The sequence below is a fragment of the Microcystis sp. M165S2 genome (genome assembly GCF_020245885.1).
Lineage (GTDB): Bacteria > Cyanobacteriota > Cyanobacteriia > Cyanobacteriales > Microcystaceae > Microcystis.
This window is the reverse complement of sequence record NZ_JADBTZ010000099.1, coordinates 1-19,882: the sequence shown is the minus strand read 5'-3', so window position 1 is coordinate 19,882 and position 19,882 is coordinate 1. Positions and strand designations below refer to the sequence as shown.

The following is a 19,882-nucleotide window of genomic DNA, read 5'->3' as shown; positions in this document are numbered from 1 at the left end:
AATTACTGGTGCAAGTTGGGAATCTGGTAATGTACCGCAAGTCCTTCGTCATCGCTGTGCTTATCTAAATGGTTGCCTTTTTTAACTTTTTTATTGAGATCATTAAGCATTTCTACTTATTGCAAAGGTGAGATGCTCCCCCAGAATATACATGACTAACAAAAAACTTAACAAATTCGGGGGAAGGATCATTTAATTGCTGGGCAATCACTTTTTTAACTTCTTTGGTGTACAATAAATTGCGAGCAGCCTCTTTTATTTTGCCAGAATTGAAGTCAGATGTGCTAGTGCTAGATTTAGAAAATCGTTTTAATTCGTTAACAGAAGAGTCGTCAAAGTCGAGAATGTTAAACTCAAAAAATGGCTTATCGTCCATGATATTATCCTTGACGATATCCGTATAAAACCGATAGATAATCCCATTAGTTAAAACTCCAAAGTTAGCTCCAGTTGCATTAAAATATCGATGCAGTTGGGAACTATGTTTAGGATGCTCAAGATTTTGATGACAGCTTTTACATTCCATCAAAATAATCGGTTGATTGTCCAAACAAATAGCATAATCTACTTTTTCCCCTTTTAATCCAGTTAAATCGGCACTATATTCGGGGTGAACTTCCATGGGATTGAATACATCGTAACCCCATGCTTGCAAAAAAGGCATAATAAAAGCTGTTTTGGTTGCCTGTTCGTTTTGGATTTGAGAACGAGAGGTTTCAACTTTTTGAGCAATTTCTTTGAGTTTATCGATTTCCATGATAGCCTCATTATCTAGGATGTGTGGGTTCTCAGCCTAACCATAATTTAACCTTTTTTTTACCTCATGGTCAAGCATTTTTTACTGTCATCATTATTAATTCACAAATATTTACACTAATCCCGTACCGTTCATATCTTTTGTGCTATCATTCCTAGGAACGGGTTATTTTTAATAATCTCCCCATTTAATCAAGGACAATGCTTGCTTTAGAACAGCTTTATGAACGGGAGTATGATCGCTGGTTAAGCGAGACGATCGAGTTATTAAAAAATCGTCAGTTCGATCGGGTAGATTACGAACATTTAATCGAGGAGTTGGCAGCTTTGGTACGAAGCGAAAAAACTGCTGTTAAAAGTTTAAGTTTACCAATAATAATCCATCTCCTACTCTATCAATTTTGGACAACAGAAAGAGCAAGAAATAGTAATTATTGGGCAGCAGAGATTATCACTTTTCGAGTACAATTAGAAGATAAGCTCACCACCAATTTAACTAAATTTCTAGAACTAGAGTTAGGGAATATCTATGAAAACGCTCGCTTAATTGCCGAAAAAAAGACAGGATTAAAAAATTTACCGATAATTTGTCCCTACTCTCTGACACAAATTCTTGAGAAACAGTGGTTTCCCGATACAGATAATCAATAAACTCTCAAAAATATGGACTCTCACAACAGTGAACCGAGTATAATTGCCGAAGCTGTGGAAAAATGGTACGATAACCGCTTTCATGCGTTGCGGGGAGTCAATCTCACCGTTAATAAACAGGAAGTTGTCGTGATTATGGGGCCGTCCGGTTCAGGAAAATCCACCTTTATTCGCACTTTTAACGGGTTGGAATCCTATCAAAAAGGCCGCATTATTATTGACGGAATAACTGTGTCCCACAACCTGAAAAATATCGAGGCAATCCGTCAGGAAGTCGGGATGGTTTTTCAACAATTTAACCTCTTTCCCCATCTGACGGTATTAGATAATGTCACCCTCGGACCGATGTGGGTGCGCGGTTGGAAAAAAGCGCAAGCGGAGGAAATAGCGACAAAACTCCTCGAAAAAGTCGGTATTCTCGAACAAGCGCTTAAATATCCCCCTCAGTTATCGGGAGGACAACAGCAGCGGGTGGCAATTGTGCGCGCTTTGGCCATGCAACCGAAAGTGATGTTATTCGATGAACCGACCTCAGCTTTAGACCCAGAAATGGTACGAGAAGTCTTGGAAACGATGCAAAGTTTAGCCAAATCGGGGATGACCATGGTTTGTGTCACCCACGAGGTAGGATTTGCGCGAGAAGTGGCCGATCGAGTGGTATTTATGGATCAGGGTTTAATTTTAGAAATTGCCCCCCCAGCAGAATTTTTTAATCATCCCCAATCCGATCGAACTCAGCAATTTTTAGCAAAAATTCTTTGATTTTCCATGACTTGATGATTAAACCATCTCTTTTTCTGCTTCTACCTCGACTAAAAGGGGAACGAGATTTTCATTTAAACGACCGGCTCTAATTAATTCTGCGTAGGTATTAGCTTCGATATCGAGTAAAGTATCTTGAAATTGTTCGGCTACCACATCTTTTAATTGTGGGTGTTGCTGTAGTAATTTTTGCAACTGATCGCCTAAGGACTTTAATTGTCCTTCCACCAGAGTTTTTTTGTAGCGATAAAATTCGGGATCGATATCGGGAAAACGTTCTGGTTGTTGCAGATAATTAGCAACCCTAGTTAAAGCAATTTGACGAGCAATTAAGGCCGAATATTCGGCGCGAATCGGTTGATCACCAATAAGATCGAGGAAATTTAACAGCCATTGTATAGATAATCCTTGCACCAATAAAGTAAATAAAACCACCCCAAAAACCACGTCAATAATTTCTTGACGGTAGGGGATAGTAGTAGGAACACTTAACGCTAGGGCGATCGAAACCGAACCGCGCAATCCTCCCCACCATAACACCGTTCTTTCCTTAAAACTGATCTGATTGCCCGTAATTAGGTTACTAATTCCCCCTAGTCCAAAAATTGAGAACAGACGGGAAACCACCATAGCGGCGATCGCTATTAAAATCCCGGTTAAATGACTGCCGAGACTCTCAAAACGGGTTTGATCGCCAATCAGTAAAAAGATGATAGAATTGACAAAAAAGGCGATAAATTCCCAAAATTCGCTAACTACCAAGCGCGTACGGGGACTCATACCAATGCGCGAACCGAGATTACCGAGAATAATCCCGACAATTACCACCCCAATCACACCGGATCCGCCTAATTTTTCCGTGACGAGATAGGTTCCGTAAGCAGAAACTAGAGTCAGGGACTGTTCCACAAAAGGCAGATCGAAGCGTTGGGTAAGGTAGGAAATGCCGAAACCGATCACGCAACCGACACCGATCCCAATCCCCACAAAGGTGCAGAAACGAGCGATCGTGACGGGGACGGAAAAGGTATCGACTCCCAAGGGAATCCCTACCAAGAGGACGAAAGCGACCACAGCGACCCCATCATTAAAGAGACTTTCCCCTTCCATCAGGATCGTCAGTTTTTTACTGGCCCCCAATTCTTTAAATAGGGCAATCACAGAGACGGGATCGGTGGCAGCTAGGGCAGCACCCAACAGAAAAGCGATCGATAGGGGTAAATTGGCAAAAATATGTAGGGGATAAGCGACTCCCAAAACGGAGATAATCACCCCGATAACGGCAAAAAGGACGATAGTAACCCAATATGCCTTTAATTTAGCCCAGGGAATATTCCAAGCGGCTTCAAAAAGGAGGGGAGGCAGAAAAATTTCCAGAATTAATTCCGGGGAAAGATTAACTAGACGCAAATCTAAAAAAGCTAAACCCATACCGACAATAACTAACAGCAGGGTGTAGGGAATTTTGCGGAGGAAGGCAACGGTTCTCGATAAAGTGGCGACACTCAAGGAAATGGTCAAAACCAGCAGGAATTGCTCTAAATTATGAGCGATCGCTTCGTTAGCAGTAGATTCTAGACTCATTATTTTCAGTTATCAGAGATGGGTGTGGGGTGTGGGGTGTAGGGTGTGGGGTGTGGGGTGTGGGGAGGTGGGGAAGTGGGGTGATGGGGAAGTGGGGTGATGGGGAAAGTGGGGAGACCACTTCGTGCGCGTTCGTTGCGGGGGAGAAGTGGGAAGGTGGGGGAATTTCAACTAATACCCCAAAACCCCAAAACCCTAAAACCCTAAAACCCTAAAACCCTAAAACCCCAAAACCCCAAAACCCCAAAACCCCAAAACCCCAAAACCCCAAAACCCCAAAACCCTAGTCATTCGTTGACTGAGGAGAGATTTTCAAAGCGGAAATGGCCCCTTCTTCTATGGAGGTTTCTGATGTATTCCTTTCCCCACCGAGAGAGGGAGTTTTACCATTGCCAGAACCGCCACTTTTCGGGGGTTTCGAGGAGAGGAATCGGGCCTCGAACTGTTTGATCAGCACATACAACACCGGGACGAGAAATAAACTCAACACCGTCGAAATCAGATAACCGCCTAAAATTGCAGTTCCCAGAGACCAACGACTCATCGCTCCAGCGCCGGAAGCGATAACCAAGGGCAAGAAACCGACTAAACCAGAAATAGCCGTCATCAGAATCGGTCTTAAGCGTTCCGTCGAGGCCCGGGCTGCCGCATCGGGAATACTTAAACCCAAAGTACGGGACTGGTTAGCGAATTCCACGATTAAAATCGCATTTTTTGCCGCTAAACCGATCAACATGACCAAAGCCACCTGAGCATAGATATTATTATTCACCGCCGGGAACAGACTACCCACTTGTAGGAAATTCGCCCGCAACAGTAAGGCCCCCATGGCACCTAGGATCGCTAGGGGAACGGTAATCATGATGATAATCGGGTCAATGTAGCTTTCGTACTGGGCCGCAAGGACGAGGAAAACCACGATAAAGGCTAATCCGAAGATAACTGGAGCAGCCCCGGCGGAAGTTTTTTCTTGGAAAGCTGTACCCGTCCAAGCGTAACCGAAACCGGGCTGCAGGACTTTCCGACAAACATCTTCCATCACTGCGATCGCCTGTCCCGTACTAAAACCGGGGGCGGGATTACCCTGAACGTTAATCGAGGGATAGAGGTTAAAGTTAGTGATAATCGGTGGATAGGTGAAGCGTTTGACGCTAACTAAACCCGATAGGGGAATATTGGCCCCGGTACGGGAACGGACGTAAAGACGGTTAATATCTTCAGGATTAGAACGATAATCCGCTTCTGCTTGGGCAAAGACTCGATACAAGCGATCGCCCAAGACGAATTGGTTGACGAAGTTGGAACCGAGATAGGTTTGCAGGGTAGCGAAAACGGCCTGCATATCGACGTTTTGTGCCTGTAGCTGGTTGCGATTGATGGAAAGTTCCAGCATCGGCGTGTCGGTGGTAAATTGGGTGAAAATTCCCGATAATTCCGGTCTTGTTCGGGCCTCGGCCATGACTTTATTAGCGTTGGCAATCAAAGCGTCCATGGGGAAAGAAGCGCGGTTTTGGATAAATAACTCGAAACCGCCGGTAGAACTTAATCCATCCACGGGGGGCGCATTAACGGCGAAAGCGCGAGCATCTGGGACTTTAGTGGCTAATTGTTGGTTAATTTTCCTAAGAATCCCGAAAACCGACTTATCTTCGCCAGGCCGTTCCGACCATTCTTTTAACTTGACAAAAAATAGTCCTTGGTTACTGCCAGTTCCGGCAAAACTAAAGCCCGCCATTCCGACAAAGTGATCGATTTCTTCGATACCGTCGAGAATTTCTTCGTTAATCTGACGGATAACCCGGTCGGTGTAGCGCAGGGAAACCCCGGGGGGTGCTTGCACGAGGATAAAGGCATAACCTTGGTCTTCTTCGGGGATAAAACCCTGGGGAGTGGTGCTATAACTCCAAGCTGTGAGAAAGAGGGCGGCAATAAAGAAGGGTAAGACCAGAAACCGGATGCGGATCAGGAATTCGATCGAGCTTCGATAGCCCTCTTTAACTGCGTTGAAACCCCGATTAAAGCCCTCGAAAAACAGTCCCAAGGGTCCGCGGGTGCGTTGGGGCGCTTTCATGATAATCGCCGACATGGTGGGGGAAAAACTGAGGGCGTTAAAGGTGGAGATGATAATTGAAGCGGAGATGATGACGGCAAATTGTCGATAAACGATCCCCACCGTACCGGGGAAGAAGGTGACGGGAATAAACACCGCTAGTAGTACAAGAGAACTAGCAATAACCGCCGAGGTTAACTCGCCCATGGCATCAAGGGCAGCTTGAAATGGCCGCATTCCCTGCCGTAATTTTTCCGATACCGCTTCTACGATCACGATGCCGTCGTCCACCACTAAACCGGTGGCCAGAATGACGGCAAACAAGGAGAGGTTATTGAGAGAATAGCCTAAAGCCAGGGCGACGGCCATGGTTCCGATCAAAGATACGGGAATAGCGATCGCCGGAATGATCGTGGTGCGCCAATCCTGAAGGAAGATAAAAATGACTAGAATAACCAGTAAAATCGCCTCAACCAGAGTGCTAAAGGCTTCTTCCAGGGAAGCGGCGACAAAGGCGGTATTATCGAGGGTAATGGCGATATTTAACCCCGGGGGGAAACTTGGTTCTAGTTCCGCCATTTTTTCTTTTACCAGTTTGGCAGTATTCCAAGCGTTGGAACCGGGTAACTGATAGACGATATAGACAACGGCGGGGGATTTGTCGAAATAGGCGGCGGTACTGTAGCTTTCGGCTCCGATTTCTGCGCGTCCTACGTCTTTAATTCGGATTAAATCGCCATTTTCCCCCACTTTGACGACGATATTTTCCGCTTCCTCCCCGGTGGCAACCCTACCAACGGCGCGAATGGCGATCTGGAATTGCTGATCCTCGGGACTGGGATCACCGCCAATTGTCCCTGCACCCACCTGAATATTCTGTTCTCGGATTGCCTGTACTACTTCGGCCGCCGATACATTCCTAGCGGCTAAAGCATCAGGATTAAGCCAAAAACGCAGGGCGTATTCCCTTTCTCCGATGATTGTTGTACTACCAACTCCCTCGATCCGGCGAATCTCCGCATCGATGACCCGATCGACAAAGTTACTTAAAAAGACCGTATCGTAGGGATAATTGCCCTTTTCGTCCGGTTTGGCGGAAATCCCGTAGGCAAGGGTAACGCTGGGGGATTGGGTATTGGTTGTCACCCCCTGCCGGTTCACTTCTTCCGGTAAACTAGCGGCGGCGGTACTGACACGGTTTTGTACCAAGACTTGGGCAATGTTACGATCCATTTCCACTGGGAAAAAGACATTCACCGTACTTTGTCCGGTGTTGGTACTCTGGGACTGCATATAAACAATCTGTTCTGTCCCGTTAATCTGCCGATCGAGTACCGTGGTAACGTTATCCTGTACGGTTTTGGCATCGGTTCCCAAATAGTTGGCATTTACCGCTACCTGAATAAATGCCAACTGGGGCAGTTTTTCTAGGGGTAAAAAGGGAATAGCGATCGCTCCGAGCAAAACGATTAAAATCGAGCAAACTGTGGTCAGAACGGGTCTTTTAATGAAGGTATCGGCAATACTAAGGATCATAGGGCGTTACTGGTTCATCTTTTCTAGGATAGTCGCTGCGGTGGGAGATTTGCGAGTCAGATAGTTAAATATTAATAGTTTAAAGATGGTATCTAGGATAACGGGAACCGTGGCCACAAACAAGCTAATAAATGTAATATTTTCCCGCCAACCAAAGTGCCGGAACAAAGTTTCTAAGATTACCGTCCACCCCTCCGCCGAGTGAAACCCGACAAATATATCGGTAAAGAGAATAAAGATAAAGGCTTTGGTGATATCATTTAAGCTGAGAAAATAACGACTAACATAGGCTCGCGTAATTGCCAATTGTTGACGACCAAAAATTAAGACCGCAATAAAGGCTATTAATCCGGTAATATCGGAGAGTAAGTTTTTCCAACCATCTTGACTTTCATAACCCGCTTCTTTAAATAATTCCTGCACCTGTTCTTGAAAATTTTCTTCTGATTCATGCCCTGCTTTTGCTACTCCTAAAACGTGCTTGATTTCTTCAATTTCTTGAAGTCTAGCAAATTCCCTGAGATATTTTTCGCCAATTTCCTGAGAAATATAAACTTCTGATATTTTCGCTCTATCCACACCAAAATAGTTTAAAATAGGGCTAAAAATAAAGTTTCTACTAATAACCTGCACCAAGAGAGGAACTAAAATAATAATCAGGATAAAACGAATAGCAATCCGTTGCTGTTGTCGCAGGGTACGGAGTTGTTTAATAACGGTTTGTTCGTATTCTGGGGTTAATTCTTGCCGGAAGTTAAAAAATTTATTACTGGTTGCAGGAGAAATTGTCTGGTTATTTTTATCCCTGGGGGTATCACCAGTGAGATTGGCATTAGGCAGATTTGGGGTTTGATTTGTGGGTAATGGGGGCAGCAATTCCTCTAAATCTAGGCGATATTTACCAATAATATCCTCGATCGCCTTTAAAGTCTCTAGGATGTTATTATTTTCTGGGTTAGTTTGCGGGTTAAGAAAATTACCCAGACGCACTTGAGTTAAATCGAGACGTATCTGTAATAATTCTCGTTCTAGGGTACTTTGAAAGTAATCATAAACACTTTTTCCTCCCACGGCAGCCGGGGAAATTTTTTGTCCCCCAAAATGTTTATCTTCGATCGCTTTAATTTTCAGCGCTCTCTGATAAGCTGATTCTAAGGCCCCTAAAGAGCGTCTTTCTACCCATTGATTAACTCGATTCCAAGGCACGGCTATAATCCTCCCTTTTCTGTCATCACAAGTTATATTTATTCTACAAAAACCCTACAGTCCTCGCTAACCTGAGTCGATATAAGCAACAACTTTGATTCTTTCCTAGTATGCAGCCGTGATTCTTCTCTCCTCGTCCTGACAAAATTCCCTCAACTCGACAAGCTGGTAAATTTATTATAATTTACCAGCAGGTAAATTTATCTTTTGATTAAGTCATTAAGCTTCTCGCTAGTGTTTTAATAGATTCGTCATAATCTAAGCCGCTGAGTAAGTGTCCTCCTGTACCTGAACGACCGATAAATTGAGGTTTGAGGAGAAAATTTTGTAAAAAGTCTCGATTTTTTAAGTCATCACAATAAACTTTTTCAAGAACATATCCTTCTCGATCATTGACTTTTTTGTAAGATTTTAGAAGATTTTCTTGAAAAAATCTAATGTTAGCTTTATAGAAAAATGTTTTAATTCGATAATCCACGTTTGGTCTACTAAATCCCTGTCCTGTTTTGAGATAGAATAAAGATTTTTTTAAAGAGCGATAGGTGATTCTTAAAGCTTCAGTTGGGCTAATATTTGGAGGATATTTGTATAATCTATCGGAGTATTGTTCTCGAATTTTACTTTGAACGAAAATATTATCATATTCTTGGTGTAAATCGATGATTTCATTGCAATTTTTTAAAAAATATTGACCAGTAATTTTGTAAAAACGATTCTGCTGATGCAAAACTTTACTATTTTTAAATACATATTCAATAATTTTGCCCTCTCCCCAGCCTTTGCCATATTTATAAGACTCATTATTACCTACAAATAATAAAATTTCCAAATGTTTATTAAAATTTTTAGCCATTTGAATAATTTGGCTGTAGTCGTAGTCATAGCCAGTATTTTCACAAAAAATAATTGGTGAAATATTAGAAAATTGAATCCAGGAAACTAAACTACATAAATACTGAAACAATCGTTCTTCTGGATCGGACATCTTGACGTAAGGTGTAGCTCCTGGATTGATAGCGGCCGTCAGTATCAAAGCATCTTTACTCAGTTTTTGAGGGATATTCATAGAATCTCATCCAGTAATTATTTCGATCACAAGTATCGTCTTTTTATCTAATTTTGTCAATCAGACAGGGCCTTCTCGTAAAGGTGAAGTACGGATTAATCTTGGCTAATCAAGCATTTCAGAGGCAAAAACAAGCCTCATGTATCAGAGAAACGGCTGTGCTAAAAGTGAAAATAAATTCTCATATTTGTGGGTGAATCGTAATTGAGAATACAAAAAATAAGATCAGCTATAGTGCTAGGATTGTTTGACCATTAAGTTAATTTGTTCCTCTATAAACAAACTGTAAGCATTTCTAAAAACCTCTGGAGTAAATCTATTAGCCTGTTGCCGACAATTTTCTGGATCAATTTTATCACCGTGATCAACAAAATATTTAACCGCTTCCAGCAAGGATTGGGGATTTTGTTCCCCAAAAAGTAATCCTGTTCCCTGGGGAGAATTTTCCCGCAGCTCTCGCACGGTTTCTAAAGCACCTCCGGCAGCAAATGCAATCACGGGAGTACCACAAGCTTGCGCTTCCACTAAAGCAATACCAAAATCCTCACAAGCAGCATAAATAAACGCTTTTGCTTTCGACATATATTCTGCTACTATTCGATCGGACACGGAACCTAAAATCTGAATATTATTCCTCGCTAACTGTCGGATTAAAGACATTTGTGGACCATCTCCAATAACCACTAGGGGTAATCCCAATTGATTAAACGCTTCCACAATTAAAGGGACTTTTTTATAACTAACCAAACGAGAGACTACTAAATAAAAATCTTCTTTTTTCTCTTGGTAGGGAAAACGCTCGATTTGTACGGGAGGATAAATGACTTTTGCCTCCCGTCGATAACAGCGCCAAATTCGTCTAGCGGTGTGGTGGGAATTAGCCAGAAAATAGTCCACACGATTAGCAGAAATCACATCCCACTGACGCAACCCATGCAAGAGATAACGGGTGAAAATACCGGGTAATCCCTGTCCTAACTTACTATTAGCTAGATAGTCAAAAGTTAAATCCCAAGCATAACGCATCGGAGTGTGACAATAACAAATGTGCACCTGATCCGGTCGAATTAAAACCCCTTTAGCCACACAATGGGAGGAGGATAAAATTACATCATAACCCTCTAAATTTAACTGCTCGATCGCTAGGGGAAGAAAAGGTAAGTATTTTTGTACGCCATTTCTCGCTTTCGGGAAATTTTGCAGAAAAGTTGTCCCGATCGAGCGACCATAGAGATAACTATCGGGATTGGTGGACTCAAAATCGATCAAAGCGTATAAATCCGCCTCTAGACATTGTAAAATCTCCCTAACCACTAATTCTGATCCCCCCGTCGCTTTTGGGGTTAACCACTCGTGAACCAGAGCGTACTTCATAGGATAATCAATAATCTCAGCCGTAATTATAGCAGTAAGGGATCGGCAGTTTAAAAGTTCACTTACTGGTTCTCTTGCCCAAAATTACCGACACATATCCGATCACGGTAAAAAACACCAGAAAGAAATTATTAAAATTTTCAAGAAAAATTGCAAAGTTTGGTAAAAATTACTAGCAAGATCAGATGAGCGACTCCATAATGGGGATCAAGGAAAAAATAGACTTAAACCGATTGGGATCAAGAAAAACTAGCTTTATATACAAAAGATAACTAATTAATGAGGTTTGCTATGATCACCCTGCAACAGGTACGCTGTCCTAATTGTGGAAATTTTGCCGAAAGACAGCATATTTTAGAACACCATCTCGTTAGCACCGCCTGTTCTCACTGTGATTATCTGTTAATTAGTTGCAGTCTCACGGGAAATGTACTAGAGTGCTATGCACTCGGTATTGGCTTAAGAAATTAACACCGCTCCCTAGCCAGATCGAAAATGTCTTGTCAAAATAGAGTGGAGAAGACAAAATTAAGGAGCTAAGTAGCTATGGGGGGTAATTTCTTCAAGGGAGCGATCGCCTTGGGGGTGGTAGCGGGGATTATGGGATTTACCAATCCACCCCAAGAACTTTACAGCGAATACGCCTCGGAAAAACTTCTCGCTCATGCCGACAAAATCGCTTGCGAGAAAATCAGTCTCTGTGACTCGATCGATTCTTTACCAGTGGCAGCCAGAAATCTGATCAAAAATCAAATCTTAAAACCAGCGATCGAAACCTCTAGTCAACGGCAAAATTTAGGTGTGTTCAGTATTTACACCACAGAAGTACCAGGGGTAGCTAAAATTAGAACTCTGGGCGCTTTTGGGCATTTCTTGACTTTCTCGGAGACTTAGGCGAGATTACTGCCAGCTTAACCGCTACCAGCTTAATAATGAGTTAAGATGATCGTGTTAACCCGCGATTTGAGCGATAGACTCCTCAAGAACACCGATTAATCCTGCCTAACCGTGTTTAATTTTCTGCTCATTCTCCGAGAAGCGATCGCCCGTTGGTGGTCCGAGTTCACTCTCCAAACTAAATTAATGGCCGCGGCTACTTTAGCCGTTTCTTTGTTGATGAGTGGTTTAACCTTTTGGGCGGTTAACACGATCCAGCAGGATGTCCGTCTCAATGATACCCGTTTTGGTCGGGATTTAGGGCTGTTATTAGCCGCTAATGTCTCCCCTCTGATTGCTGAGGACAATTTAACCGATTTAGCCCGTTTTTCAGCCCGTTTTTATAGTAGTACCTCCAGTGTGCGTTATTTGATCTACGCTAACGAGGAGGGTCAGATATTTTTCGGCATTCCCTATTCTACCGCCGAAGTTAAGAACTCCCTGACGATTGAGCGTCGCATTCAATTACCAGAAAATTATGGCGAAAATTCGGAAACTCCCCTCGTCCGTCAGCATAAAACCCCCGACGGTGAAGTAACCGATGTCTTTGTTCCCTTAAATCATGAAGGCAAATATTTGGGAGTATTAGCGATCGGGATCAATCCTAACGCTATTGTGGTCGCTTCTTCTAATCTAACCCGTGATGTGACTATTGCCGTTTTTGTCTCGATTTGGGCTATGGTGATTCTGGGGGCGGTTTTTAATGCTTTAACTATCACCAAACCGATCAAGGAGTTATTAGTCGGGGTCAAAAATATTGCAGCAGGAAATTTTAAGCAGCGCGTTGATTTACCCCTGGGAGGAGAGTTAGGAGAATTAATTCTCAGTTTTAATGAAATGGCGGAAAAGTTAGAACGATACGAAGAACAAAATATCGAAGAAATGACCGCCGAAAAAGCTAAACTAGATACGTTAATGTCCACTATTGCTGATGGAGCAATTCTCTTAGATACGAATTTTCAATTATTATTAATTAATCCCGCAGCTCGGGAAATATTTGGCTGGGAAGATCGGGAAATTATCGGTCAAAATGTTCTACATCTTTTTCCTTCGGAGTTAACGGTTAGACTAACTAAACCTCTCTATCAAATTGCGGCAGGAGAAACCCTCCAACCAGAAGAATCGGCTAATCAAAATCAGAAAAATGCTGTTATTGATCAGGAAAATAATAACTATTCCCCAGCAGAATTTAGATTATCTTTAACTAACCCGAAAACCCGGACAATTCGCCTTTTGTTAACTCAGGTATTCGATCAGCATCGGGAGAATGTCCGGGGAATTGCCATGACGCTACAGGATATCACCAGAGAAACAGAATTAAATGAGGCAAAAAGTCAATTTATCAGCAATGTTTCCCATGAGTTAAGAACCCCTTTATTTAACATCAAATCTTTTATTGAAACCCTGACAGAATTTGGTGAGGATCTCAGCGATACAGAAAAAAGAGAGTTTTTAGAAACCGCTAATCATGAAACCGATCGCTTAACTCGTTTGGTTAATGATGTTCTCGATCTTTCTCGCTTAGAATCCTCCCGTAACTATAACTTAGATGCGATCGATATCGGACAATTAATCGAACAAACCCTAAGAACCTATCAACTCAATGCTAGGGATAAAGGACTAGAATTAAGCTCGGAAATTGAAGCCAATTTACTACCAATTTTAGGTCATTATGATCTACTTTTACAGGTATTAACTAATCTAGTCGGTAACTCCCTAAAATTTACTCCTGCTGGCGGTAAAGTGGTGATTCGTGCCTATAAAATAAGCAGAGATAATCCCCAAGAAACTCCCAAAATTCGCGTGGAAGTATCCGATACTGGTATTGGCATCGATGCCGAGGATCAAAGTGCCATATTCGATCGCTTCTATCGGGTAGAAAATCGCGTTCATACCCTAGAAGGGACGGGATTAGGATTATCGATCGTCAAAAATATTATTGAAAAGCACTATAGTCAAATTAATTTGATTAGTGAAGTGGGAATTGGCACAACTTTCTGGTTCGATCTAGAGCTATATCAAGGCTTGATCGCCAGCAAGAAAATTAACGACGTGAGTTTATAAAAGCTAGGGCAATACTGCCCAAAATCAGGGTTAATAATAGCAATAATCCCTTATTTCTGAGACACCAATTTTTAAAAACCCTAGGGAGAGGGAGAGGAGGAATTTTTTCTGCTATCATTTGGCTATTTTTGTATAAAGTGCAGCTGGTGGCGTAGGGACGTTGGGGAAAATTACAGCTATCATCGCCATGATAAAGACAAGTTTGGCATAAAAACTCGCCGGTGACAGCTTGATGCAGGGTCATGCCGGGATGACCATAGGCCTTGAAAATATTAAAACAGTAGGGACATTGCAAGGCTTGACTATCGACCTTGTGCTGACAACGAGGACAGGTAATCATAATCGCTAAATTTTCCCTTTGAGGATTATCATTGCTGTTGATCATAGACTATAGCAAAATCCCCGGGCTTTTTCCGGTTATTTCACTAAATAGCTGCGCCATTGTGAGGCAACTTCTTCGAGTAAACGCCAAGTTTTCCCCTCGATCTGTCTTTGTAAATAAAGATCAAAATTGTTGTGTTGTTTGCTATCTTTTTGATGGGGCAATTGTAGAGTTAGATCATAATCTCCCTGCAAGTGATAAGCGGGTAAATTGCCCACATAAAGCGGTTCCAGACTGGTGACATTAATTTTAGCAATTTTTACCTGCGGATCATCGATCTGTAAAGATTGACTAAGGCGATCGGATGTGTGACGAAATTGTAATAAAAGGGCTTTGGCGACGATTTCTCCGTCGGGGGCAAATTCTTGCGGGGGAGTGACACTACCACAAGCAGTCAGGAAGACAAGCAAAATACTGGTTAAAAAACCGAGAAAACGGCGCATAGAATGATATTTTGAAAAAGAATGGCAGCGAGTTAACAAAGATTATGACTCAACCAAATGAGCGAGAGAATTTCAGCCAAGCAGAAACAGTGATCCGACTACAAGAGGCGATCGAGCAGTTAAATTCGATCGTTTCCCAACTTAACACGGGAACGGGGACAGTGTTACCCCCAAAAGTTGCTGTTGATAATCTTCTTAACTCAACGCAACAGTTAGCCGCTGCTTTAAAACCAGACGAATTCGCAGAAGTTGAGCAAAGTTTAACCCCAGATTCTCCAATCGAAGCAGCGGAGGGAATCGACGATATTTTACCGGATTTCGAGCAGGTGGAAGGGTGGTGGACGACGATTTTGAGCAAAATTCGCCGACTTTTACCGGGGGGAATTAGGGAAAAAATTCCTGATTGGTTAATTACCGGCTTGTTAACAGGAAGTTTAGTCACTATCCTATTAGTAGCTGTGGTCAGTTTACCGAAAAATCCTGCGGAAATTGCCGAAAATATGCCTGAAGTTGTCTCTAGTCCTTCCCCGGCAGCCGGGGAAATTATCGAAACTCCCCCAGAATTAATCGCACCAGAGGCACCGATTCCCGTCCCGATTACCAAAGCAAAACCGCGATTAACTCCCGAACAAAGTTTAGTCGCAGCCATTCAAGCGGAAATTACCGATTTAACTACTCGTTATCCCGCCGGTATTATTTCTACCGTAGAAGCGGATTTTTTGGCTAGTCGTCTAGTAGTTATTTTGGGCGATAATTGGTATAGTCTGGAGGCATCACAACAGGATAAATTGGCTAATTCGGTTTTTCAACGTTGCCAAAGTCTCGATTTTCGCCGCTTGGAAATGAGGGATAACGAGGGAATTCTCCTCGCTAGAAGTCCCGTTGTCGGCGATCGAGTGGTGATTGTCAATCGCACTCAACCCACCGCTGCCATCTCCTCTGGTGAGTAGTTTTGAGCGCGGGGGGAGGGAGTTACAGACAAAGACAGCCTCAAGAATTCTCGCCCACCAGTCCGCTTTTTCCCCTCGCTGGTTAGATATCTAGATATACACAAAAATTAGTGATCCCTGACTTAACAGTGCTATAATTGGCTAGGTAAAATTTTGTAACGATTCTTAATCTTGAACCTACCCGATAGTCAATGCTTCCCCCCACCCGGGTGGGCTGCAGCAATTTTGGTGCGAGAAAAATTGCTCCGATCTAACCCAACTCCCTTAAACTTTTCTAGGGTTCCCCCGACCGCCAAAATTTTGCCCTAACTACCAAGAATTAAGAGATTTCAAACTATACCATGAACTCTGTTATTCGTCAACAGCGAGCGCTGATCACCGGAGCCGGCAGCGGCATCGGCAAAGAAACCGCCCTCGCTTTCGCCAAGGCGGGAATTAATCTGGTTTTAATCGGTCGCGATCAGCAAAGATTGGCAACCGTGGCGGGAATGGCGGCAGATTTAGGCGTATCAGCCCAAGCTTACCCCTTAGATTTGGCAGATATCCTGGAAGTAGCTCCTAGTATCGCTAAAATCGCCCAAGAATCCGGACCGATCGATATCCTGATCAATAATGCTGGCATGGGTTACACAAACCCCTTGGCCGACACACCTTTGTCAGACTGGCAGCGGGTGATCGATCTGAATTTAACCAGTGTTTACCAGTGTGTGCAAGGGATTTTACCAGCCATGCGTCAACAGGGGGGAGGCACGATCGTTAATGTTTCCTCGATCGCCGCCGATAATTTTTTTCCTGATTGGGGGGCTTATAGTGTCAGCAAAGCTGGATTAGTGGCATTTTCTCGCATTTTAGCCCTCGAGGAGCGGGCTCACGCCATTCGCGTCACGATTATCATCCCCGGGGCTGTCAATACTCCCATCTGGGACAGCGATAGCGTCAAAGCAGATTTCGATCGCTCGGCCATGTTAACCCCGGATATCATCGCTCAGGCCATTCTGCAAGCGGTGTTACTGCCCAAACAGGCCGTAGTGGAAACGATGACCATTATGCCCAGTGCGGGGGCATTATAACCCGAAATACTTCTATTTATCAATCAATTCGCCTACAGGCATCTTCATTATGACCATAGCTTCTTCTAACGGTTTAAACGGTAATTTAACCGACGCTATTCAAGCACGCGTGACCACTCGCCCCGATCGCAACACCCACAATGGCAAAACCGCTCAAATTCATCCAACTTCCGACGAAAACAAAGAACAGATGATGGATGCGGTCAGAAATATCCTGATCTCGGTGGGGGAAGACCCCGAAAGAGAAGGTTTATTAAAAACCCCCAAGCGTGTGGCCGAAGCGATGCAGTTTCTCACCCAAGGCTATCAACAATCCCTAGAAACCCTCGTTAATGGTGCGATCTTCGATGAAGGTCATAATGAGATGGTATTAGTGCGCGATATTGACTTCTTTAGTCTCTGTGAACATCATATGTTACCCTTCATGGGGCGGGCCCACGTTGCCTATATTCCTAACCAAAAGGTGGTCGGATTAAGTAAATTGGCCCGCATTGTGGAAATGTATTCCCGTCGTTTACAGGTCCAAGAGCGCCTCACCCGTCAGATTGCCGAAGCGATTCAAGAAATTCTCGACCCCCAAGGGGTTGCGGTAGTCATGGAAGCAACCCATATGTGCATGGTGATGCGCGGGGTGCAGAAACCGGGCTCCTGGACTGTCACCAGCGCCATGTTAGGAGTCTTCCAAGACGAGCAAAAAACCCGCGAGGAGTATCTTAACCTGATCCGTCATAAACCCAATTTCTTCTAGTCCCGGAGATGGGGAAATGGGGAAATGGGGAAATGGAGAAATGGGGAAATTCAACTAAAACCCTAAAACCCTAACACCCCAACACCCTAAAACCCAAAACCTTCTAACTGATCAGTGATAACTGATCACTGATCCCTGAATTTTTGCAGTCGCTCTAGCAAGAGGGCGACTTTTTTGAGGTCTTTATCACCCGGCGATCGCTCAACGCCGCTAGAGACATCAATACCCTGGGGGTGCAGCCGAGTTAAAGCTTCACTAATATTATAGGGGTTGAGTCCTCCGGCCAGAAACCAGGGCAAGGGGGGCGAAAAACTGGCTAAGGCTTGCCAGTCTAAGGTATGTCCCGTACCGCCGAGCAATTGGGGATGGTAGGCATCTAACAGTAAAGTATCGACGCTATTGAAGTAAATTGCCGACTTTTCCCAACTTTCTCTGTCTTTAATCCGTAAAGCTTTGATAATTTCCCGGTCGGGTAATAATTGCCGCAACCTTTGGCAATATTCGGGAGATTCTTCACCATGTAACTGCACACTTGTCAAGGGTGTTTTAATAATTATTTGCTGAATAATTTCGGGTTGCTCGTCGGCAAAAACCCCGATAAAATCAATTTTGTCGGGTATTGCGGCGATAATGGCGTTAATTTGCTCGATTTTGACGTAACGAGGCGAACTAGGTACGAGGATAAAACCTAAAGCCGTAGCTCCGCAAGTAGCGATCGCTCGTCCTTGGTCCGGTTGGGTAATGCCGCAAATTTTAATTCGCATTTAATCTTATTCACAAAACGTTACAAAAACTGTTAAGTATTCAAACAAAAAGCAGTTTCGGGTTAAGAGCTTTTTATAATGCCCTGTGGTTAACAAAATCTTATCAAGACTGGAGCGCCAATGATCCCTTCTGCCTTACTTTTCGCCACCGCTCAAACCATTCCCTGGAATTTATCCGTCGGCATTACCATGACCTTAGCTAACCTAGTAGCGTTCGTTATCGGTTATTTTGCCATCCAAAATACCGGGGCCGGCCCTGCTTTACCCTTGCCGCAGTTAGCCTCGAAAAAAAGCTTCGGTCTGCCGGAATTATTGGCTACCATGAGTTTTGGCCATATTCTCGGTGCGGGACTGGTTCTCGGTCTTTCTAATGCAGGTATTCTCTAATCAGTGACCAGTAATCAGTGACCAGTAATCAGTAAACCTCAGAGAGAGGAGTAAGGAGCCAGTAGTCAGTAGTCAGGAGAACTAAGCATAAAGAGATTTTAGGCAACTTCATCCCTATTTTTCTCATTTTTGAACTCTCAAAGCTGGATACTTTGCTGACGAAGAAGAAGCAGTATTGGCTAAATTAACCCCTGAAAGTTAGATGGCTGCGGAAAGAAGTATCGAAAATAATTGGTAAATCCGAACGTTGCTAATCGCTTAATTAATCGTAAATATTGCCTCTAAAGTTAATCTCATAAATAAAGATTTCGTCTGTCTCCTTGCCGATTTCAAAAATAACTCGCATTTGGCCAACACGAATTATGGAGAATCCTTTTAACTCACCTTTAAGTTTTTTGATATCAAGTTCTTCAGGGGGATAAACGTTTTGAGTTTCAAGGCAGGTTTTGAGAATACCAATTTTAGTCAAAACAGATTTTCGGCCATTGGCATCTAGTTTCTCCAAAAATTCATTGGCTGATCTACTGATCCTGATCTTCACGATTAAACCAGCCTGTAATATCAACGAAGCCGTCGTCTTTGTAATCAACAGGATTAAAGGTTGCTTCTATGTCAGCTTGTTCCATATCATCAACATAGGGAATCAGCATCTCGAATAATTTCAACCATTCTTCCCGCATAACTTCGCGGACGCTTTCCTTGATGATGGTTTTGAGCATTAGAGCATCTAAGGTGTTTGCCGGCTCCATATATTTTCCTCCAATCTACTTGAATTCTAGCAGCAGATCAAGAAAACGGGTTTCTTACAGCAGTTATCTTGATGATCAGGTAGGCAGTTTTCGTTTTGGGGAGTCGGTGGTCGATACCAAATTAGGTTACACTTCATCTTGATGAGCAATTAGATCGTAAAATTTAGGAAGTTATTATGTTGATTTTTCAGGCTTTTTTGTCAGCCTGGTAAAATTTGCTTAAGCAACTAAGTAAAAGTGAGCGATCGATGCTAGAGAAAACACCGGTCACTAACCCCGCCCTAAAAGGGACGGGGCTTGCCTAGACCAATTTAGGCGACGCAAGTAGAGACTACCGCACCGAGACACAATCTGGCACAGACCTCCGAATACTTCCCTAGTTCGGATTCCCTCTCAGCTTTATT

Annotated in this window: 19 protein-coding genes and 1 pseudogene; 9 read left to right on the top strand and 11 right to left on the bottom strand. The window is 43.3% G+C overall.

Annotation, left to right across the window (positions count from 1 at the left end; genetic code table 11):
- Positions 1 to 139: 139 nt before the first annotated feature.
- Positions 140 to 757, bottom strand: a pseudogene (locus IM479_RS05360) (type I restriction endonuclease); the annotation flags it as partial.
- A 200-nt stretch (positions 758 to 957) separates the two neighbouring features.
- Here IM479_RS05360 and IM479_RS05355 point away from each other — a divergent pair.
- Together IM479_RS05355 and IM479_RS05350 are read left to right on the top strand one after the other, a co-directional pair.
- Positions 958 to 1,407 (top strand): DUF29 domain-containing protein, encoded by a 450-nt coding sequence (locus IM479_RS05355; protein ID WP_287685989.1) that lies wholly within the window; start codon positions 958 to 960, stop codon positions 1,405 to 1,407.
- Positions 1,408 to 1,419: 12 nt separating this feature from the next.
- Entirely contained in the window at positions 1,420 to 2,169 is a 750-nt protein-coding gene (locus tag IM479_RS05350) for an amino acid ABC transporter ATP-binding protein (RefSeq protein ID WP_287685988.1), read from the top strand.
- Between the two features lie 18 nt (positions 2,170 to 2,187).
- Here IM479_RS05350 and IM479_RS05345 read toward each other — a convergent pair whose 3' ends face one another.
- From IM479_RS05345 to IM479_RS05325, 5 genes are all read right to left on the bottom strand, one after another.
- On the bottom strand, positions 2,188 to 3,753 hold the full coding sequence (locus IM479_RS05345; RefSeq protein ID WP_287685987.1) for a cation:proton antiporter: 1,566 nt from the start codon (positions 3,751 to 3,753) through the stop codon (positions 2,188 to 2,190).
- 283 nt (positions 3,754 to 4,036) lie between these two features.
- On the bottom strand, positions 4,037 to 7,339 hold the full coding sequence (locus tag IM479_RS05340) for an efflux RND transporter permease subunit (RefSeq protein WP_287685986.1): 3,303 nt from the start codon (positions 7,337 to 7,339) through the stop codon (positions 4,037 to 4,039).
- A 6-nt stretch (positions 7,340 to 7,345) separates the two neighbouring features.
- Positions 7,346 to 8,545 (bottom strand): hypothetical protein, encoded by a 1,200-nt coding sequence (locus IM479_RS05335; RefSeq protein ID WP_287685985.1) that lies wholly within the window; start codon positions 8,543 to 8,545, stop codon positions 7,346 to 7,348.
- 211 nt (positions 8,546 to 8,756) lie between these two features.
- On the bottom strand, positions 8,757 to 9,611 hold the full coding sequence (locus tag IM479_RS05330) for a hypothetical protein (RefSeq protein WP_287685984.1): 855 nt from the start codon (positions 9,609 to 9,611) through the stop codon (positions 8,757 to 8,759).
- A gap of 237 nt (positions 9,612 to 9,848) precedes the next feature.
- On the bottom strand, positions 9,849 to 10,985 hold the full coding sequence (locus IM479_RS05325) for a glycosyltransferase (protein ID WP_287685983.1): 1,137 nt from the start codon (positions 10,983 to 10,985) through the stop codon (positions 9,849 to 9,851).
- Between the two features lie 291 nt (positions 10,986 to 11,276).
- On the opposite strand from IM479_RS05325, the gene IM479_RS05320 reads away from it, so the two are divergent.
- The 3 genes from IM479_RS05320 (at position 11,277) to nblS (ending at position 13,985) form a co-directional block, all read left to right on the top strand.
- Positions 11,277 to 11,456 (top strand): replication restart DNA helicase PriA, encoded by a 180-nt coding sequence (locus IM479_RS05320; protein WP_287709263.1) that lies wholly within the window; start codon positions 11,277 to 11,279, stop codon positions 11,454 to 11,456.
- 75 nt (positions 11,457 to 11,531) lie between these two features.
- A complete protein-coding gene (locus tag IM479_RS05315; RefSeq protein WP_287673449.1) occupies positions 11,532 to 11,879 on the top strand; it encodes a DUF4359 domain-containing protein in 348 nt (115 codons plus the stop codon).
- Between the two features lie 114 nt (positions 11,880 to 11,993).
- The gene (gene nblS, locus IM479_RS05310; protein WP_287685981.1) at positions 11,994 to 13,985 is read left to right on the top strand and encodes a two-component system sensor histidine kinase NblS; all 1,992 of its coding nucleotides are present in this window, start codon (positions 11,994 to 11,996) and stop codon (positions 13,983 to 13,985) included.
- Here nblS and IM479_RS05305 read toward each other — a convergent pair.
- Both IM479_RS05305 and IM479_RS05300 read right to left on the bottom strand, forming a co-directional pair.
- Entirely contained in the window at positions 13,966 to 14,325 is a 360-nt protein-coding gene (locus tag IM479_RS05305) for a hypothetical protein (protein WP_287685990.1), read from the bottom strand. The genes nblS and IM479_RS05305 overlap by 20 nt on opposite strands.
- A 77-nt stretch (positions 14,326 to 14,402) precedes the next feature.
- Positions 14,403 to 14,810 (bottom strand): hypothetical protein, encoded by a 408-nt coding sequence (locus IM479_RS05300; protein ID WP_287685980.1) that lies wholly within the window; start codon positions 14,808 to 14,810, stop codon positions 14,403 to 14,405.
- A 44-nt stretch (positions 14,811 to 14,854) separates the two neighbouring features.
- Here IM479_RS05300 and IM479_RS05295 point away from each other — a divergent pair, with 44 nt between their 5' ends.
- The 3 genes from IM479_RS05295 to folE all read left to right on the top strand — a co-directional run bounded on the left by IM479_RS05295 (position 14,855) and on the right by folE (position 17,578).
- Entirely contained in the window at positions 14,855 to 15,760 is a 906-nt protein-coding gene (locus IM479_RS05295) for a hypothetical protein (protein ID WP_287685979.1), read from the top strand.
- Between the two features lie 341 nt (positions 15,761 to 16,101).
- Positions 16,102 to 16,830, top strand: a complete 729-nt coding sequence (locus IM479_RS05290) for an SDR family oxidoreductase (RefSeq protein ID WP_287685978.1) — start codon at positions 16,102 to 16,104, stop codon at positions 16,828 to 16,830.
- A 49-nt stretch (positions 16,831 to 16,879) separates the two neighbouring features.
- The gene (folE, locus tag IM479_RS05285) at positions 16,880 to 17,578 is read left to right on the top strand and encodes a GTP cyclohydrolase I FolE (RefSeq protein WP_002738197.1); all 699 of its coding nucleotides are present in this window, start codon (positions 16,880 to 16,882) and stop codon (positions 17,576 to 17,578) included.
- 125 nt (positions 17,579 to 17,703) lie between these two features.
- Here folE and IM479_RS05280 read toward each other — a convergent pair whose 3' ends face one another.
- Positions 17,704 to 18,342: a phosphoribosylanthranilate isomerase gene (locus tag IM479_RS05280; RefSeq protein WP_287685977.1), complete on the bottom strand. Its 639-nt coding sequence runs from the start codon at positions 18,340 to 18,342 to the stop codon at positions 17,704 to 17,706.
- A gap of 120 nt (positions 18,343 to 18,462) precedes the next feature.
- Here IM479_RS05280 and psaK point away from each other — a divergent pair, with 120 nt between their 5' ends.
- Positions 18,463 to 18,729, top strand: coding sequence for a photosystem I reaction center subunit PsaK (gene psaK, locus IM479_RS05275; RefSeq protein ID WP_286825552.1), 267 nt, complete (start codon positions 18,463 to 18,465; stop codon positions 18,727 to 18,729).
- Positions 18,730 to 18,991: 262 nt separating this feature from the next.
- Here the strand turns inward: psaK and IM479_RS05270 are convergent, their stop codons facing one another.
- Positions 18,992 to 19,294, bottom strand: a complete 303-nt coding sequence (locus IM479_RS05270) for a type II toxin-antitoxin system RelE family toxin (RefSeq protein WP_353737570.1) — start codon at positions 19,292 to 19,294, stop codon at positions 18,992 to 18,994.
- Positions 19,251 to 19,478, bottom strand: a complete 228-nt coding sequence (locus IM479_RS05265; protein ID WP_287685975.1) for a hypothetical protein — start codon at positions 19,476 to 19,478, stop codon at positions 19,251 to 19,253. The genes IM479_RS05270 and IM479_RS05265 overlap by 44 nt, the downstream gene beginning before the upstream one ends.
- Positions 19,479 to 19,882 lie beyond the last annotated feature (404 nt).

Coding starts and splice junctions, on each gene's coding strand:
- IM479_RS05355 (WP_287685989.1), top strand. CDS start 958: ATGCTTGCTTTAGAACAGCTTTATGAACGGGAGTATGATCGCTGGTTA.
- IM479_RS05350 (WP_287685988.1), top strand. CDS start 1,420: ATGGACTCTCACAACAGTGAACCGAGTATAATTGCCGAAGCTGTGGAA.
- IM479_RS05345 (WP_287685987.1), bottom strand. CDS start 3,753: ATGAGTCTAGAATCTACTGCTAACGAAGCGATCGCTCATAATTTAGAG.
- IM479_RS05340 (WP_287685986.1), bottom strand. CDS start 7,339: ATGATCCTTAGTATTGCCGATACCTTCATTAAAAGACCCGTTCTGACC.
- IM479_RS05330 (WP_287685984.1), bottom strand. CDS start 9,611: ATGAATATCCCTCAAAAACTGAGTAAAGATGCTTTGATACTGACGGCC.
- IM479_RS05325 (WP_287685983.1), bottom strand. CDS start 10,985: ATGAAGTACGCTCTGGTTCACGAGTGGTTAACCCCAAAAGCGACGGGG.
- IM479_RS05320 (WP_287709263.1), top strand. CDS start 11,277: ATGATCACCCTGCAACAGGTACGCTGTCCTAATTGTGGAAATTTTGCC.
- IM479_RS05315 (WP_287673449.1), top strand. CDS start 11,532: ATGGGGGGTAATTTCTTCAAGGGAGCGATCGCCTTGGGGGTGGTAGCG.
- IM479_RS05305 (WP_287685990.1), bottom strand. CDS start 14,325: ATGATTACCTGTCCTCGTTGTCAGCACAAGGTCGATAGTCAAGCCTTG.
- IM479_RS05300 (WP_287685980.1), bottom strand. CDS start 14,810: ATGCGCCGTTTTCTCGGTTTTTTAACCAGTATTTTGCTTGTCTTCCTG.
- IM479_RS05295 (WP_287685979.1), top strand. CDS start 14,855: ATGACTCAACCAAATGAGCGAGAGAATTTCAGCCAAGCAGAAACAGTG.
- IM479_RS05290 (WP_287685978.1), top strand. CDS start 16,102: ATGAACTCTGTTATTCGTCAACAGCGAGCGCTGATCACCGGAGCCGGC.
- folE (WP_002738197.1), top strand. CDS start 16,880: ATGACCATAGCTTCTTCTAACGGTTTAAACGGTAATTTAACCGACGCT.
- IM479_RS05280 (WP_287685977.1), bottom strand. CDS start 18,342: ATGCGAATTAAAATTTGCGGCATTACCCAACCGGACCAAGGACGAGCG.
- psaK (WP_286825552.1), top strand. CDS start 18,463: ATGATCCCTTCTGCCTTACTTTTCGCCACCGCTCAAACCATTCCCTGG.
- IM479_RS05265 (WP_287685975.1), bottom strand. CDS start 19,478: ATGGAGCCGGCAAACACCTTAGATGCTCTAATGCTCAAAACCATCATC.